A 14,541-nucleotide genomic window follows, 5' to 3' on the forward strand; every position below is an offset into this window, starting at 1 on the left:
GCGCCGGGGCGTAGGCGACGAAGGAGCAAGCCCCGGTGCCTGACCGGCGGCCCCTCAGGGCCGCGGACACGCGCGCGCCAGCGCGCCAAAAACACAGCGTCAAACCGTCCTGGGACTACCAACCCTTGTCAGCCGATCCGCCCGAGCACCAACTCCCCCGGCTTCCCATCCGGCGCGGACTCGATCGTCACAGCCCCCTCGAGCGCCGCCAAAGCCCCAGCAAAAGCATCCGGCGTATCCGTGTGCAACGTCAACAGCGCCTGCCCCACCACCACCAGGTCCCCCGGCTTGGCATGCATCTCGATCCCAGCGCCCGCCTGCACCTTCTCCCCCTGACGAGCACGCCCCGCCCCCAACCGCCAAGCAGCAACCCCCACCCCCATCGCATCGAGCCGGGTCAGCACCCCACTCGATTCGGCCCGCACGATCTCGGTATGCCGAGCGACGGGCAGCGCAGCGTCCGGATCCCCCCCTTGCGCCTGAATCATCGCCCGCCAGTGATCCATAGCCCGGCCGTCAGCGAGAACATCAGCAGGATCGATATGCAGCCCGGCTTGCGCGACCATCTCGCGGGCGAGCGTCAAAGTCAGCTCGACCACATCCGCAGGTCCCCCACCAGCGAGCACCTCCACCGACTCGGCAACTTCCATCGCATTGCCCGCGGTCCGCCCGAGCGGAGTATCCATCGCAGTCAGCAAGGCGACCGTGTTCACACCCGCATCGCGCCCGAGTTCGACCATCGCCGTGGCGAGTTCGCGAGCGCCGTCGAGAGTCTTCAAGAAGGCACCCGACCCGACCTTCACATCCAGCACCAGCGCCGCTGTCCCCTCGGCGATCTTCTTGCTCATGATCGAACTCGCGATCAACGGAATCGACTCGACCGTCCCCGTCACATCCCGCAGCGCGTAGAGCCGCTTGTCGGCCGGCGCCAGATCAGCACCCGCCGCGCAGATCACCGCGCCGATCGCCGGGTCGGCGAGGATCTCCCGCATCCGCGGCACCGTCACATCGGCCTGCCAGCCGGGGATCGACTCGAGCTTGTCCAGCGTCCCACCGGTGTGCCCGAGCCCTCGCCCGGACAACTGCGGCACCGCGGCCCCACACGCGGCCACCAGCGGAGCCAACGGGAGGGTGATCTTGTCGCCGACACCACCGGTCGAATGCTTGTCGACAGTGGGTCGCGGCAGGTCGGTGAAGTCCATCCGGCTGCCCGACCCGATCATCGCCGCCGTCCACCGCGCGGTCTCGCGCCGGGTCATCCCCCGCCACACGATCGCCATGGCCAGGGCCGACATCTGCTCGTCGGCCACGATCCCCCGGGTGAACGCGTCCACCACCCAGTCGATCTGTGCGTCGGACAGCTCGCCGCCGTCACGCTTGGTAGTAATGACCGAAACCGCATCCAGTGCCGTCATGGCGCCAAGTCTGGCACTGCTGCCCGGCTACTGCTGCCCGGCCGCCAGATCATCCGGCCCGAAGGCGTAGGGCAGGAGCTCCGACAGCGGCTTCGGGCCGTCGGCGTGGTCCACCAGTAGTTCGCCCCCGCCGTGTTCGAACAGCAGCTGACGACAGCGCCCACACGGCATCAGGATTTCGCCGCGAGAATCGGTCACCGAGACGGCGACGAGACGGCCGCCACCCGACGCAAATAAGTTACCGACGAGTACGCATTCGGCACACAGGGTTAGCCCATATGAGACATTTTCCACATTGCATCCGCTCACAATTCGGCCATCCGCGCTGAGAGCAGCGGCGCCGACGGGGAAACCCGAGTACGGGGCGTATGCCGACCCCATTGCCCGAATTGCCATGTCATGCAACGTATTCCAGTCGATTTCGGGCACCGATAACCTCCAGCCGATCCCGCCGAACACCGGGAAACAGGGGCCGGAACACCAGTATCCGGCATCGAGAAAGGTAAACCTAACTCGCCTGTTTTACGCGCAACGCGCGGCACGCCGAATTAGTTCCGCGAAACAGAGGGGATTAGAGTTCACCGAAGATCGGTTCAGGTTCCCGGCGGCGGGCCAGCGCTCGAGAATACAGCGCAGCCACCTGGGCATTTGCCTCTCCACGCATGCCGGCGTCGGATCTGTGACCGGGTCCATCAACGACGTTGGAGGCACCGCACTCTATGACCACGATAGAAGCTCCGGCTCCGGCCCAGCCGAAGCGGAAGACGCTGTACCGCGGCGACCCTGGCATGTGGTCGTGGGCGCTGCACCGGATCACCGGTGTCACGCTGTTCTTCTTCCTCTTCGCGCATGTGTTGGACACGGCACTCGTCCGGGTCAACCCGGATACCTACGACCACGCGATCGAGCTCTACAAGAACCCCGTCGTGGCGTTGATGGAGATGGGTCTCGTCGTCGCCGTCCTGTTCCACGCCCTCAACGGTGTCCGGGTCATCCTGGTCGACTTCTGGTCCCAGGGTCCGCGATTCCAGAAGCAGATGCTGTGGATCGTCCTCACCATCTGGGTTCTGGTCTCCGCCGCGGGCGTCGGCCGCCAGTTCTTCTACCTGCTGACGGAGCACTGATATGTCTGCACCTGTCCTCGGCAAGTCCTACGATCGCCCGGCCAGCCTCGACTCCCCGCGTTCGCCGCGCGGCAAGTCGAACGGCAACTTCGAGAAGTACGCATGGCTGTTCATGCGCATCTCCGGCCTGTTCCTGATCGTCCTCGTGCTCGGCCACATGTTCATCATGCTGATGATCGACGGCGGCGTGAACCGGCTGAACTTCGCGTTCGTGGCCGGTCGCTGGTCGAGCCCGTTCTGGCAGTTCTGGGATCTGTCCATGCTGTGGCTGGCTCAGCTGCACGGCGGCAACGGTCTGCGCGTCATCATCGATGACTACTCGCGCAAGGACTCCACCCGGTTCTGGCTGAAGGTCATCCTCGTGCTGTCGATGATCCTGGTCGTCGCCGTCGGCACGTACGTCATCTTCACCTTCGACCCCAACATCACAGGTTAGGAACAGGCCACCTCGCATGAGTGAATCCCGTCCGATTCAGGAGCATCGCTACGACGTGGTCATCGTCGGCGCCGGTGGCGCGGGCATGCGCGCGGCGATCGAGGCCGGCCCGCGCGCTCGCACCGCGGTCCTGACCAAGCTGTACCCGACTCGCAGCCACACCGGCGCGGCCCAGGGCGGCATGTGCGCCGCGCTGGCCAACGTCGAAGAAGACAACTGGGAATGGCACACCTTCGACACCGTCAAGGGTGGCGACTACCTCGTCGACCAGGACGCCGCGGAGATCATGGCCAAAGAGGCCATCGACGCGGTCATGGACCTGGAGAAGATGGGCCTGCCGTTCAACCGCACGCCCGAGGGCAAGATCGACCAGCGTCGTTTCGGTGGCCACACCCGTGACCACGGCAAGGCGCCCGTGCGTCGCGCGTGTTATGCCGCCGACCGCACCGGTCACATGATCCTGCAGACGCTCTACCAGAACTGCGTCAAGCACGACGTCGAGTTCTACAACGAGTTCTACGTGCTCGACCTGGTGATGACCGAGTCCGACCGTGGCCCCGTCGCCACCGGCGTCGTCGCCTACGAGCTGTCGACCGGCGAGATCCACATCTTCCACGCGAAGTCGATCGTGTTCGCCACCGGCGGCTCGGGCCGCATGTACAAGACCACCTCGAACGCGCACACGCTGACCGGTGACGGCATGGCGATCGTGTTCCGCAAGGGCCTGCCGCTCGAGGACATGGAGTTCCACCAGTTCCACCCGACAGGCCTCGCCGGTCTGGGCATCCTCATCTCCGAGGCCGTGCGTGGTGAAGGCGGCATCCTGCGCAACGCCTCCGGTGAGCGCTTCATGGAGCGCTACGCCCCCACCATCAAGGACCTCGCGCCGCGTGACATCGTCGCCCGCTCGATGGTGCTCGAGGTGGCCGAGGGCCGTGGCGCCGGCCCGAACAAGGACTACGTCTACATCGACGTGACCCACCTCGGCGCCGACGTGCTCGAGGAGAAGCTGCCCGACATCACCGAGTTCGCGCGCACGTACCTCGGCGTGGACCCGGTGACCGAGCTGGTGCCGGTCATGCCGACCTGCCACTACGTCATGGGTGGTATCCCGACCAAGATCCGTGGCGAGGTGCTGCGCAACAACACCGACGTGGTGCCCGGCCTCTACGCCGCCGGTGAGTGCGCGTGCGTCTCGGTGCACGGCGCGAACCGTCTCGGCACCAACTCGCTGCTCGACATCAACGTGTTCGGCCGTCGCGCCGGCATCGCGGCCGCCGAGTACGCCAACCGCACCGAGTTCACCGAGATGCCGGAGAACCCGTCGCAGATGGTGATGGACTGGCTCGAGCTGATCCTGTCCGACCACGGCAACGAGCGCGTAGCCGACATCCGCACCGAGCTGCAGGCCACGATGGATGCGAACGCGGGCGTGTTCCGCACCGAGGAAACCCTCAAGAAGGTCCTCACCGACATCCACACGCTCAAGGAGCGCTACACCCGGATCACGGTGCAGGACAAGGGCAAGCGCTACAACAGCGACCTGCTCGAGGCCGTCGAGCTCGGCTTCCTGCTCGAGCTGGCCGAGGTCACCGTCGTCGGCGCGCTCAACCGCAAGGAATCGCGTGGCGGCCACGCTCGCGAGGACTACCCGGACCGCGACGACACGAACTTCATGCGGCACACGATGGCGTACAAGGAGGGCCCGGAGCTCATCTCCGAGATCCGCCTCGACTTCAAGCCGGTGGTGCAGACCCGCTACGAGCCGATGGAGCGTAAGTACTGATGACTGCTGTTATCGAACCCACCAAGCAGAAGCCGGCGCCGGTCCCCGAGGGCTCGGTCATGGTCACCGTCAAGATCGCCCGGTTCAGCACCGAGGACGACAAGGGCGCGCACTGGGACTCGTTCCAGGTGCCGGTCCTGCCGACCGACCGCTTCCTCAACGTGCTCATCTACATCAAGTCCTACCTGGACGGCACCCTCACCTTCCGGCGCTCCTGCGCCCACGGTGTGTGTGGCTCCGACGCCATGCGGATCAACGGTGTGAACCGGCTGGCCTGCAAGGTGCTGATGAAGGACATGCTGCCCAAGGGCGACAAGACCCTCACCATGACCGTCGAGCCGATCCGCGGCCTGCCCGTGGAGAAGGATCTCGTGGTCGACATGGAGCCGTTCTTCGACGCGTTCCGCGCGGTGAAGCCGTACCTGATGACCTCGGGCAACGAGCCCACTCGCGAACAGATCCAGAGCCAGGCCGACCGGGCCCGCTTCGATGACACCACCAAGTGCATCCTGTGCGCCTGCTGCACCACGTCGTGCCCCGTGTACTGGACCGACGGCAGCTACTTCGGCCCGGCCGCGATCGTGAACGCCCACCGCTTCATCTTCGACAGCCGCGACGAAGGCGCCCGCGAGCGCCTCGACATCCTCAACGACGTCGAAGGTGTCTGGCGCTGCCGCACCACCTTCAACTGCACCGACGCGTGCCCTCGTGGCATCGAGGTCACCAAGGCGATCCAGGAAGTCAAGCGGGCCCTGCTCTTCACCCGCTGACCTTCTCGCTTGTCAGGCCGTCCACACCGAAAGGTGTGGGCGGCCTTTGTCGTTGGTCGGCACTTGCGGGGAATGACGACAGGGTGGATAGTGTTACTATCCATAGTAGATAGTGTCAGTATCCATTCTGGGAGTACTTATGATCACCCTCGTCGCCCTGGTCGGCTCGCTCGTTGTCTTTCGCACGCTCGGAGCGCTCGGCGTAACCCGTTTCGCCTCGTGGTCCGCCGGCGCCGCCCACGCACTGGCCGTCATGCTGGTGATGACGGGCACCGCGCACTTCATGCCCGCGAGCGTCACCGTGATGCCCAACTACGCCGACATGGTCGCCATGATCCCGCCCTTCGTCCCGTTCCCCGGCTTCATGGTCCTGGCCAGCGGCGTCCTGGAACTCCTCGCCGCGCTCGGCCTGATCCTCACCCGCACGAGGTGGATCGCGGGCTGGGCCCTGGTGCCGCTGCTCCTCCTGCTCCTCCCCGCCAACATCTACGCCGCCCTCAACGACATCCCGTTCGCGGGCGAGCCCGCATCGCCCCTGTGGCAGCGAATCCCGGAACAGGCGCTCTACATCGGGTTCGCAGTATGGGCGACCCGATCGGCACCCCGAGTCCTGCCCGCACTACGGCGACAGGAGCCGTCGCCGATCTGAACGCCTGACCGACAAAGGCCATCAGCGTCGAATGATGTTGGTGGCCTTCGTCATTGACAACCAGTACCCCTACCTCGTTCTGACACACCATGTCCCGTCAGACGCACTAGCGGTAATGGGAGGCCGCGTCCAAGACGGCGGTTCGATAGGAACGGCCGAAGAGGACGGCGTGGGCCAGGAGGAGGTGGAGCTGATGGAGGGGGATGCGGGTTTGCCAATCGGGGGCCAAGGGGTGGACGTCGTTGTAGGCGGCGACGATTCGGGGGAGGTAGGGGGCGCCGCCGAAGAGGGACAGGGTGGACAGGTCAGTTTCGGGGTGTCCTCCGTGGGCGGCGGGGTCGATCAGCCATGGGGTGCCGGAGGGGCCCCAGAGGATGTTTCCCGGCCAGAGGTCGCCGTGGATTCGGGCAGGAGGTTCGGTGGGGGCTTCGATGTGGATCGATTCGATGTGAGTGGCGTCGACGGGGTCGAGGGCGCCCGCGTCGACGGCGAGTTTCAGGTACGGCAGGATTCGGCGTTCGCGGTACCAGGTGGGCCAGTCCTCGCCGGGGGTGTTGTCGAGGGGCAGACCGGCGAGGAAACCCGTGGCGGCAGCGCCGAATTCGGGGGCGCCCGCGCTGTGGGTCACCGCCAATCCCGCACCGAATCGCTCGGCGGCAGCGGCGGTCGGCTCAGCATGGTCGACCCACTGCATCAACAGCAGTTCATCGGTCTGCGCGTACAACTCCGGCACCGCGACACCACCGGCCTCTCGCAGCCAGCGAAGCCCTTGCGCCTCCGCCGCGAAGAGTCCGGACGGAGCGGGCGCCCGCTCGGCGGTCGGGGCAGCGGACACCCCGCCGGGCCAGGTCTTCAGGAACAGATGCGTCCCGTCGTCGAGCAAGATCCGCTCGGCGACGCTGATCGACCCACCCGCGACGGGCGTCGTCCGCAGCCGCTGATGAGCGAGGAACGTCGGAAGCAGGTGCGGGTGCGCACGCAGAAACGGCAGGTCCACGCCGCCATCTTGCCCAGGACCGCTGGTGGTGGTCGGCGAATCGGAGGATCCCGGGCCGGACCACGCCTCCCGAGCCCATCGAACCAGTTTGTGAACAGGTATTACTAAACACTGTTCATAAAGGGTTCCGACGTGGTTTCATCGTGGTGAACGTGTTCCACATCACGGTGCGAAGTCCGCGCACCGGATCGAAGGAGACTGCCGTGACCAGCACAAACATCCCCGCGGGATTCGATTTCACCGATCCCGACCTCCTCGCCAGCCGATTGCCGATCGAGGAGTTCGCGCAATTGCGGCGCACCGCGCCGGTCTGGTGGTGCGCGCAGCCCGACCGCGCCAGCGGGTTCGACGACGGCGGGTACTGGGTGGTGTCCAAGCTGGCCGACATCAAGGAGATCTCGAAGAATCCGGAGGACTTCTCCTCGCACGAGAACACGGCGATCATCCGGTTCAACGAGGAGACCACGCGCGAGCAGATCGACATGCTCGGCAACATGCTCATGCTGAACCTGGATCCGCCGCAGCACACCAAGATCCGGCGCATCGTGTCGAAGGGCTTCACCCCGCGCGCGGTGGAGAATCTGCGGGCCGCGCTCACCGAGCGGGCCGAGAAGATCGTGTGGGAGGCCAAGAAGTCCGGTCGCGGCGACTTCGTCGAGCAGATCGCGTGCGAGCTGCCGCTGCAGGCCATCGCCGAGCTGATCGGCGTGCCGCAGGAGGACCGCATGAAGCTGTTCGACTGGACCAACCAGATGATCTCCTACGACGATCCGGAGTTCGAGGGCAATCACCACACCGCGACCGCCGAGGTGATGGGCTACGCCTGGAACATGGCCGAACAGCGTCGCGGCTGTCCGGCCTCCGACATCGTCACCCAGCTGGTCAACGCCGATGTCGACGGCGAGCATCTCGGTTCGGACGAGTTCGCGTTCTTCGTGATCCTGCTCGCGGTGGCGGGCAACGAGACCACCCGCAATTCGATCACCCACGGCATGAAGGCCTTCGTGGACAACCCGGACCAGTGGGAGCTCTACAAGCAGCAGCGCCCGCGCACCGCACCGGACGAGATCGTGCGCTGGGCGACGCCGGTGACCGCGTTCCAGCGCACCGCGACGCGTGACCTGGAACTGGGCGGGCAGCAGATCAAGAAGGGCCAGCGGATCGGATTGTTCTACAGCTCGGCCAATTTCGACGAAGACGCCTTCGCCGACCCGTTCCGGTTCGACGTGCTGCGCGATCCCAACCCGCACGTCGGCTTCGGCGGCACCGGAACGCACTACTGTGTCGGCGCGAATCTGGCCCGCCTGGAGATCGACCTGATGTTCAATGCCATTGCCGACGCGATGCCGAACCTGCGCCAGGTCTCCGATCCGGTGCGGCTGCGCAGCGGCTGGCTCAACGGCATCAAGCGGTGGGAAGTCGAATACGCTTGAACCGACACATGATCGAAGGGGTGGCCGCTTGACGGGCAAGGCACGTGGCCGTGTGCCTGTCGTGACCGACGCCGATATCCGGCGGGTCACGCGGGCGCTGCTGGCCGGGCAAGGCCCCGATTCGGTCACCCTGCGGGCGATCGCACGCGAACTCGGCGTCACCGCGCCCGCGCTGTACCGGCACTATTCGTCGCGCGACGAGTTGATCGAGCGGATGCGGGTGGAGTTCTGCGCCGATCTGGCCGAGTTCCTCTCGACCGAGATCGAACCGCTGCCCGACGACGGCGCGGTGCAGTTCCTGGCCATCTGCCGGGGGTTCCGGCACTGGGCGCTGGCGAACCCGCGGGAATTCACCCTGGTGTTCGCCTCGCCCACCTCGGGGCGGCCGATGATGCGCCGCTTCGACGAACCCTTCGGCCGGATCTTCCTTGCCGCGGCGGGCAGGCTGCTGGCGAACTTCGAGATCGCCACCCCACCGGGCGAGACCATCCCGGCCGCGTTGCGCGAGGACCTCATCGGCTTCCAGACCGACCTGCTGGCCATGCTCTCGGAGTCGGGACAGAAGTTCCCCGCCGAGAAGCTGGATCTCGGCGTGACCTACCTGATGGTGCAGATCTGGGCCCGGCTGTTCGGCCACGTCACCCTCGAGGTGTTCGGCAACTATCCGATCCCCCTGGCCGATCCGGAGATCATGTTCGACGCCATGCTCGCGGATCTGGCTCGCACCACCGGTTTCGCAGGCTGAGGCGCCTCCGCGCCGTCAAGGCAAAGGTGGTGCGGTGGACCAGGTTTCGCCCGCGACCACGATGTGGTCGAGGTAGCGCAGACCTACCGTGCGGGCGGCTTGGTGGAGCAGGGTGCTGGCTCGGCGGTCGTCGGGGCTGGGGGCCGGGTCGCCGGAGGGGTGGTTGTGGACCACGGCGAAGGCTCGGCCGTCGTGGCGCAGGACGGTGTTGAGGATCTCCCGGACGGGGACGGCGACGTGGTCGATGGCGCCTTCGGCGACGAAAGCGCGGTGGCGCAGACGGTTCTGGGTGTCGCAGACGAGCACGAGAAGTCGCTCCACCCGGGCGCCCGCGAAGAGCGGGATCGCCGCGGCAGCGATGTCTTCGGGCGTGGTGAGCTGCGGTAGCGAATCGGTGGGCGTGCGTGAGCGGGTGCCGAGGTGGAAAGCCGCGACGACCGTGGCGGCTTTGGCCGGGCCGATGCCCGCGCGAGCGGCCAGTTCTTCGGGGCGGGCCGCGGAGAGTTCGGCCAATCCGCCGTAGTCGCCGATCAATTGGGCGGCAACCTCCAACGCGGATCGGCCGCGAGTCCCCTGGCCGAGCAGCAGCGCCAGTAGCTCGCCGTCGCTGAGCGCGTGCGGGCCCAGCATCAGCAGCCGCTCGCGCGGACGTTGGGCGACAGGCAAACTCGCGATCGGAACCGACATCGTTTCCCCCTGCGGATCGGTGACTGACTGTCGATGATCGCAGGGGGTACCGACAAGTCCGGGCTACCCCTCGGCCACCACGTGGGTGACGAAACCCGAACCCGGATCCACCCGCTAGGTGGGCTCCGCGCTGAAAACCGAATCGGCCATCAGCCGTTCCAAATTGCGTAGCTGGCGTTCGTGCACAACGATGCGGCGCAGCGCCTCGTTGACGGTGGCATTGCTGTCGGCGGTGCCCATGATGTCGGCCGCAGCGGCCAGCAGGCGCTGATCGAGATCTATTCGCAGGTTGCGCACGCATCCTCCTCTTCTACGATCGCAATCTTGCGTGATGGCGGCTCGGCTCGTCCGCTAATTCACCGCGTCGTTACCGAAACCACGCGTTCGCAAGTCCACACAGCGGCAGTCGGCATCGGACAGCAAGCACACAGAAAACACAGTTCACCGCCGGAATCCGACGGTGACCACCCCTGCAACTGTGCAGTTTGCGTAGTTGCCGGCGTGGTTGTTGTCGCGACGGGAATGCGGTGCTTGCCTGGAGTCATGTTCACCGAGGCCCAGCTCTACTCGCCGGTGACGCGCGAGCGTGACGGCGATGTGACGGTGCATCTGAGCGATGACCACCCCGGCGTGCACGACGAGCACTACCGCGCGCGCCGCAACGCCATCGCCGCGCTCGCACTCGACTACTCCCCCGGCGCCCCCGTACCCCACATCGACTACACCGATGACGAGCAGCGGGTATGGCGGATCGCCTCGGCCGAGCTGGCCCGCAAGCACGAGGTCTATGCCTGCCGTGAGGTCAGGGAGGCAGCGGGCAACCTCGCTCTCCCGCACGATCACATCCCGCAACTCGACGAAGTGTCGCGGCTGCTCACCCCCCTCTCCGGCTTTCGCTACGTGCCCGCCGCCGGCCTCGTTCCGCTGCGCGAGTTCTTCGGTTCCTTCGCCGACCGCACCTTCCACTCCACCCAGTACATCCGCCACCACTCCGCCCCGCTGTACACCCCGGAACCCGATGCGATCCACGAGATCATCGGCCACGCCAACCAGATCGCCAGCCCGCGTTTCGCGGCGCTGTACGAGACGGTCGGTGGCGCGGTGGCGCGGCTGGAGACCGACAGCGCGCTGAAATTCCTCGCCGATGTCTTCTGGTTCTCGCTCGAGTTCGGTGTGGTCAGGGAGAACGACGAAATCCGTTGCTACGGCGCCGGACTGCTGTCGTCCTATGGCGAGATCGACGAATTCCGGCACGCCCTGCTCCGTCCGCTCGATGTCGCGGAGATGGGCACCATCGCCTACGACATCACCCATTACCAGCCGGTGCTGTTCTGTGCGGATTCGGTTAACCAGATCGTCGGCGTGCTCGGCGAATTCTTCGCGACCATGGATGACGAAACACCGGCCAGACTCGGTCACCCCACCCGGGCTGTCTCGTAGCTATCTCCGAAAACGTTGCTACAGAACACAGTTCAACATTTTGTGTTTCTCACTTGTTGGGACCCGACACGCGCGACCGATGCGCGACTGTTACCTTCGACCCGTTCTTCGAGCTTTTTGAAAGGGTCGGGTAGACCGAAAATGACTGTGGACGTGACAGATACGCAGGCCGAACAGAACCCGGAACCGGAAGCGCCCCTGTGGCTGCAGGGCCGGGAAGCCGTGATCGCCGCCGCGGCGCCGGAGGAATGGCGCGGCAACGTTCCCGACTACGAACTGAGCCACGAGGTGATCCCGCGCGAGCGCAGCGTCGAGCACGCGCCGGGCTCGCTCGAGGCGATCGTCGAGGACCTGGTGAAGGTCTTCGAGATGGAGGTCTCACACAAGGCCGACCCCGCGACGTGGCTGTCGGTGGTGGCCGACCAGTACCGAGGCCGGGTCAACGGCGGGACGTGGCAGGACGCCGAGGAGTTCGCTCGGATCGGCAGCTACAACATCCTGATCGGCGACAACCCGTACTACGACGCCGAGAACGAGACCTTCGACTCCTCGCACCACATCTTCCACACCGCCTTCCCCGGCGGGTTCTTCTGGGAGGTCCAGGAAGTGCTGTCGGGCCCGCCGTCGGTGAGTTTCCGCTGGCGGCACTGGGGCAAGTTCGAGGGCGAGTACAAGGGCCACCAGCCCACCGGTGAGCAGATCGAGATGTTCGGTGTGACCATCGCCCGCGTCAGCGAGGACCTGCGCATCCTCGAGCTGGAGCACTTCTACGACAACAACAAGCTGCTGGGCCCGCTGGCACACGGCTGCCCCGTGCAGCACGGCAAGGCCGACTAGTCAGGTCCGATCGCTGCCGTTCGGTGCGTCGTCCGGACCGAACGGCAGCCCGGCCTGCAGGAACCGCAGGGCGTGACCGACATTCTCGGCATTGACCGGCGTGGTGGTCACGATGGCGAGCATGGTGCCGATCATCGCGCCCGCGGCCACCCTCACCTCGAAATCGTCGGCAGCCCGGCCGGTGTATTCGGCCATCAGGTTCGCCGCCAATTCGATGCTGCGCTGGAATTCCAGGCCGATCGCCGGGCGCAGCTCCGGGACGTGGTACAGCAGTGCGTGCCGTTCCTGCTCGAAGGCCATGTCGGCGGCCGACATGGCCGAGAACACTGCCTCCGTGGCGTTGCGGAAGGCGGTCAGCGGGTGCAGGCCGCGCGGTTGCGCCTCCAGCGCTTCGATCATCAGCGCGTCCTGATCATCGGCGATGACCAGCTGTTCCTTGGTCGGGAAGTAGCGGAAGAAGGTGCTCGGGGATACCTCGGCCGCCGCCGCGATCTGCTCCACCGTGGTCTCGGTGTAGCCCTGTTCCCGGAACAGCCGGAACGCCTCGACCCTGATGGTTCGGCGGGTCCGCTCCTTCTTCCGCTCGCGTAGCGACATCTCAACCGACATGTATCGATTCTGCCGCATCCGTCTCGGTAACCGGTGCCGTCGGTCGCCGCAGCCACAGCGCGGTGCCGAGTCCGGCGACCAGACACAGCGCCGCGCACAGCCCGAGCATGGTGTCCATGCCCGTGACGAAGGCCTGCTGTACCTGCGCCAGCATCACCGGATCACCGGTCTCCCGCGCGTGGGCGACGCCCGCGTTGACACCGTCGGAGATCGGTGCGCGGTCGAGCGCGCCGAGGTCGGCCCGGTACCAGGTGGACAGCACGGTGCCGAGCACGGCAACGCCGATGGTGCCACCCGCCTGCCGAAGTGCTTGCAGCAGTGCCGAACCCGACCCGGAACCGGCGGCGGTGAGCTCCCCGAGCGCCATGCCCATGGCGGCGGGCATGACCAGACCCATCCCGATACCGAGCACTGTGGTCCACAGCGCGGTCAGGCCGTAACCGCTGTCGACCCGAGTGAGCGTGCCGAGCCCGATTCCGCCCGCGAGTACCAGGAACCCGGCGGTGAGCATGACCCGCAGGCCGAGCCGCGGCAGCAGCATGTCGACCAACCTGCTGCCGATCACCAGCCCGCCGATCATCGGCAACAGCCGCAACCCGCTACCGAGCGCATCGACCCCGAGCACGGCCTGGAAGTACTGCGGGACGGTGAAGAACATCCCGAACATGGCGAAACTGACGAGGATGGACAGCGCTGTACCCCAACGGAATCCGGGAGTGGCGAACAGCGTGAGGTCGATCAGCGGGTGCGCGGTGCGACGCTGCCACCACAGGAAGACGGCGAGCAGCGCGGCGCCCGCCACCACAACGAGCCACGCTGCGATGTCGCCCCAGCCCCGTTCGCCGATCCGGATGAAACCGTAGGTCAGCCCGAGCATGCCCGCCGCCGACAGCAGCGCACCCACGATGTCGATGCGAAAGCCGCTGTCGCCGTGTGATTCCGGGACCAGGGTCGCCACCGCAGCCGCCCCGATGATCACCAGCGGCACATTGATGAGGAACACCGAACCCCACCAGTAGTGCTGCAGCAGCCAGCCGCCGACGATCGGACCCAGCGGCAGACCGATCGCGGTCGAGGTGACCCAGATCGTCACCGCGCGTTGCCGTTGCGCCGGTTCGCTGAACAGCACCGGCAGCACGGCCATCGACAGCGGCATCATCGCGGCGGCGGCGACGCCGAGCGCCACTCTGGCTGCGATGAGCTGGCCCGCCGAATCGGCGAACGCGCAGGCCAGCGAGGCCACACCGAACAGCACCAGCGCCGCCAGCAGGACCTTCTTGCGCCCGTACCGGTCGCCGAGCGCGCCCGCGGGCAACATCAGCGCGGCCAGAGCCAGCGTGTAAGCGCTGCTGAACCACTGCAGCGCAGCGGTATTCGCATCCAGGTCCACCGCGAGCGTCGGGATGGCCACCGTGAGCACGGTGACGTCGAGTCCGATGGTGAGCATCGCCACGGCCAGCGCGCCGAGCGCGAGCCAGCGGCGGGTGTCTTCCGTCCGCATATCTCCTCCAAATTGAGAGCTACTACTTTTTGATAGTAACTCTCATTTGCTAGTTCATGTCAATACCCTTGCCGAGTCCAAGCCTGTCAGCTCGTGGACCGGCGAACGCGCC

16 protein-coding genes are annotated in these 14,541 nt (G+C 66.3%); 9 read left to right on the forward strand and 7 right to left on the reverse strand.

Annotated elements, in window-relative coordinates:
• Positions 1-128: 128 nt before the first annotated feature.
• Positions 129-1,415 carry a thymidine phosphorylase gene (locus ACFQ9R_RS33705; RefSeq protein WP_378996737.1) on the reverse strand — a complete coding sequence of 429 codons (1,287 nt, stop codon included), beginning with the start codon at positions 1,413-1,415 and terminating at the stop codon, positions 129-131.
• Positions 1,416-1,442: 27 nt separating this feature from the next.
• The gene (locus tag ACFQ9R_RS33710; protein WP_378996739.1) at positions 1,443-1,844 is read right to left on the reverse strand and encodes a cytidine deaminase; all 402 of its coding nucleotides are present in this window, start codon (positions 1,842-1,844) and stop codon (positions 1,443-1,445) included.
• 290 nt (positions 1,845-2,134) lie between these two features.
• Between ACFQ9R_RS33710 and sdhC the strand changes: the two genes are divergently transcribed.
• The 5 genes from sdhC to ACFQ9R_RS33735 all read left to right on the forward strand — a co-directional run bounded on the left by sdhC (position 2,135) and on the right by ACFQ9R_RS33735 (position 6,180).
• On the forward strand, positions 2,135-2,539 hold the full coding sequence (gene sdhC, locus ACFQ9R_RS33715; RefSeq protein WP_358179944.1) for a succinate dehydrogenase, cytochrome b556 subunit: 405 nt from the start codon (positions 2,135-2,137) through the stop codon (positions 2,537-2,539).
• 1 nt (position 2,540) lies between these two features.
• Complete coding sequence (locus tag ACFQ9R_RS33720; protein WP_378996741.1) at positions 2,541-2,975, forward strand: succinate dehydrogenase hydrophobic membrane anchor subunit; 435 nt, start codon at positions 2,541-2,543, stop codon at positions 2,973-2,975.
• Between the two features lie 34 nt (positions 2,976-3,009).
• On the forward strand, positions 3,010-4,761 hold the full coding sequence (sdhA, locus tag ACFQ9R_RS33725) for a succinate dehydrogenase flavoprotein subunit (protein WP_378971801.1): 1,752 nt from the start codon (positions 3,010-3,012) through the stop codon (positions 4,759-4,761).
• Complete coding sequence (locus ACFQ9R_RS33730) at positions 4,761-5,531, forward strand: succinate dehydrogenase iron-sulfur subunit (RefSeq protein WP_378996743.1); 771 nt, start codon at positions 4,761-4,763, stop codon at positions 5,529-5,531. The genes sdhA and ACFQ9R_RS33730 overlap by 1 nt, the downstream gene beginning before the upstream one ends.
• Before the next feature lie 139 nt (positions 5,532-5,670).
• Positions 5,671-6,180 carry a hypothetical protein gene (locus ACFQ9R_RS33735; protein WP_378996745.1) on the forward strand — a complete coding sequence of 170 codons (510 nt, stop codon included), beginning with the start codon at positions 5,671-5,673 and terminating at the stop codon, positions 6,178-6,180.
• 106 nt (positions 6,181-6,286) lie between these two features.
• Here the strand turns inward: ACFQ9R_RS33735 and ACFQ9R_RS33740 are convergent, their stop codons facing one another.
• Complete coding sequence (locus tag ACFQ9R_RS33740) at positions 6,287-7,177, reverse strand: fructosamine kinase family protein (protein WP_378996747.1); 891 nt, start codon at positions 7,175-7,177, stop codon at positions 6,287-6,289.
• Between the two features lie 203 nt (positions 7,178-7,380).
• Here ACFQ9R_RS33740 and ACFQ9R_RS33745 point away from each other — a divergent pair, with 203 nt between their 5' ends.
• Together ACFQ9R_RS33745 and ACFQ9R_RS33750 are read left to right on the forward strand one after the other, a co-directional pair.
• On the forward strand, positions 7,381-8,610 hold the full coding sequence (locus ACFQ9R_RS33745) for a cytochrome P450 (RefSeq protein WP_378635489.1): 1,230 nt from the start codon (positions 7,381-7,383) through the stop codon (positions 8,608-8,610).
• Positions 8,611-8,671: 61 nt separating this feature from the next.
• On the forward strand, positions 8,672-9,355 hold the full coding sequence (locus ACFQ9R_RS33750) for a TetR/AcrR family transcriptional regulator (protein WP_378996787.1): 684 nt from the start codon (positions 8,672-8,674) through the stop codon (positions 9,353-9,355).
• Between the two features lie 15 nt (positions 9,356-9,370).
• Here ACFQ9R_RS33750 and ACFQ9R_RS33755 read toward each other — a convergent pair whose 3' ends face one another.
• A complete protein-coding gene (locus ACFQ9R_RS33755; protein ID WP_378996749.1) occupies positions 9,371-10,042 on the reverse strand; it encodes a RadC family protein in 672 nt (223 codons plus the stop codon).
• A gap of 114 nt (positions 10,043-10,156) precedes the next feature.
• Positions 10,157-10,339 (reverse strand): type II toxin-antitoxin system VapB family antitoxin, encoded by a 183-nt coding sequence (locus ACFQ9R_RS33760; RefSeq protein WP_378635482.1) that lies wholly within the window; start codon positions 10,337-10,339, stop codon positions 10,157-10,159.
• A 246-nt stretch (positions 10,340-10,585) separates the two neighbouring features.
• On the opposite strand from ACFQ9R_RS33760, the gene ACFQ9R_RS33765 reads away from it, so the two are divergent.
• Entirely contained in the window at positions 10,586-11,482 is an 897-nt protein-coding gene (locus ACFQ9R_RS33765; protein WP_378996751.1) for a phenylalanine 4-monooxygenase, read from the forward strand.
• A 153-nt stretch (positions 11,483-11,635) separates the two neighbouring features.
• A complete protein-coding gene (locus ACFQ9R_RS33770; RefSeq protein ID WP_245914328.1) occupies positions 11,636-12,319 on the forward strand; it encodes an ester cyclase in 684 nt (227 codons plus the stop codon).
• Here the strand turns inward: ACFQ9R_RS33770 and ACFQ9R_RS33775 are convergent, their stop codons facing one another.
• Positions 12,320-12,928 (reverse strand): TetR family transcriptional regulator, encoded by a 609-nt coding sequence (locus ACFQ9R_RS33775; RefSeq protein ID WP_378996753.1) that lies wholly within the window; start codon positions 12,926-12,928, stop codon positions 12,320-12,322.
• Positions 12,918-14,429: an MFS transporter gene (locus ACFQ9R_RS33780; protein WP_378996755.1), complete on the reverse strand. Its 1,512-nt coding sequence runs from the start codon at positions 14,427-14,429 to the stop codon at positions 12,918-12,920. The genes ACFQ9R_RS33775 and ACFQ9R_RS33780 overlap by 11 nt, the downstream gene beginning before the upstream one ends.
• Positions 14,430-14,541: the final 112 nt, after the last annotated feature.

It is taken from the genome of Nocardia sp. NPDC056541, from assembly GCF_042794235.1.
Taxonomy (GTDB): Bacteria; Actinomycetota; Actinomycetes; order Mycobacteriales; family Mycobacteriaceae; genus Nocardia.

What these genes read in the sequence shown, in the direction of transcription:
- ACFQ9R_RS33780 (WP_378996755.1), bottom strand. Translation starts at nt 14,429, where the DNA reads ATGCGGACGGAAGACACCCGCCGCTGGCTCGCGCTCGGCGCGCTGGCC.
- ACFQ9R_RS33735 (WP_378996745.1), top strand. Translation starts at nt 5,671, where the DNA reads ATGATCACCCTCGTCGCCCTGGTCGGCTCGCTCGTTGTCTTTCGCACG.
- sdhC (WP_358179944.1), top strand. Translation starts at nt 2,135, where the DNA reads ATGACCACGATAGAAGCTCCGGCTCCGGCCCAGCCGAAGCGGAAGACG.
- ACFQ9R_RS33775 (WP_378996753.1), bottom strand. Translation starts at nt 12,928, where the DNA reads ATGTCGGTTGAGATGTCGCTACGCGAGCGGAAGAAGGAGCGGACCCGC.
- ACFQ9R_RS33755 (WP_378996749.1), bottom strand. Translation starts at nt 10,042, where the DNA reads ATGTCGGTTCCGATCGCGAGTTTGCCTGTCGCCCAACGTCCGCGCGAG.
- ACFQ9R_RS33765 (WP_378996751.1), top strand. Translation starts at nt 10,586, where the DNA reads ATGTTCACCGAGGCCCAGCTCTACTCGCCGGTGACGCGCGAGCGTGAC.
- ACFQ9R_RS33720 (WP_378996741.1), top strand. Translation starts at nt 2,541, where the DNA reads ATGTCTGCACCTGTCCTCGGCAAGTCCTACGATCGCCCGGCCAGCCTC.
- ACFQ9R_RS33730 (WP_378996743.1), top strand. Translation starts at nt 4,761, where the DNA reads ATGACTGCTGTTATCGAACCCACCAAGCAGAAGCCGGCGCCGGTCCCC.
- ACFQ9R_RS33705 (WP_378996737.1), bottom strand. Translation starts at nt 1,415, where the DNA reads ATGACGGCACTGGATGCGGTTTCGGTCATTACTACCAAGCGTGACGGC.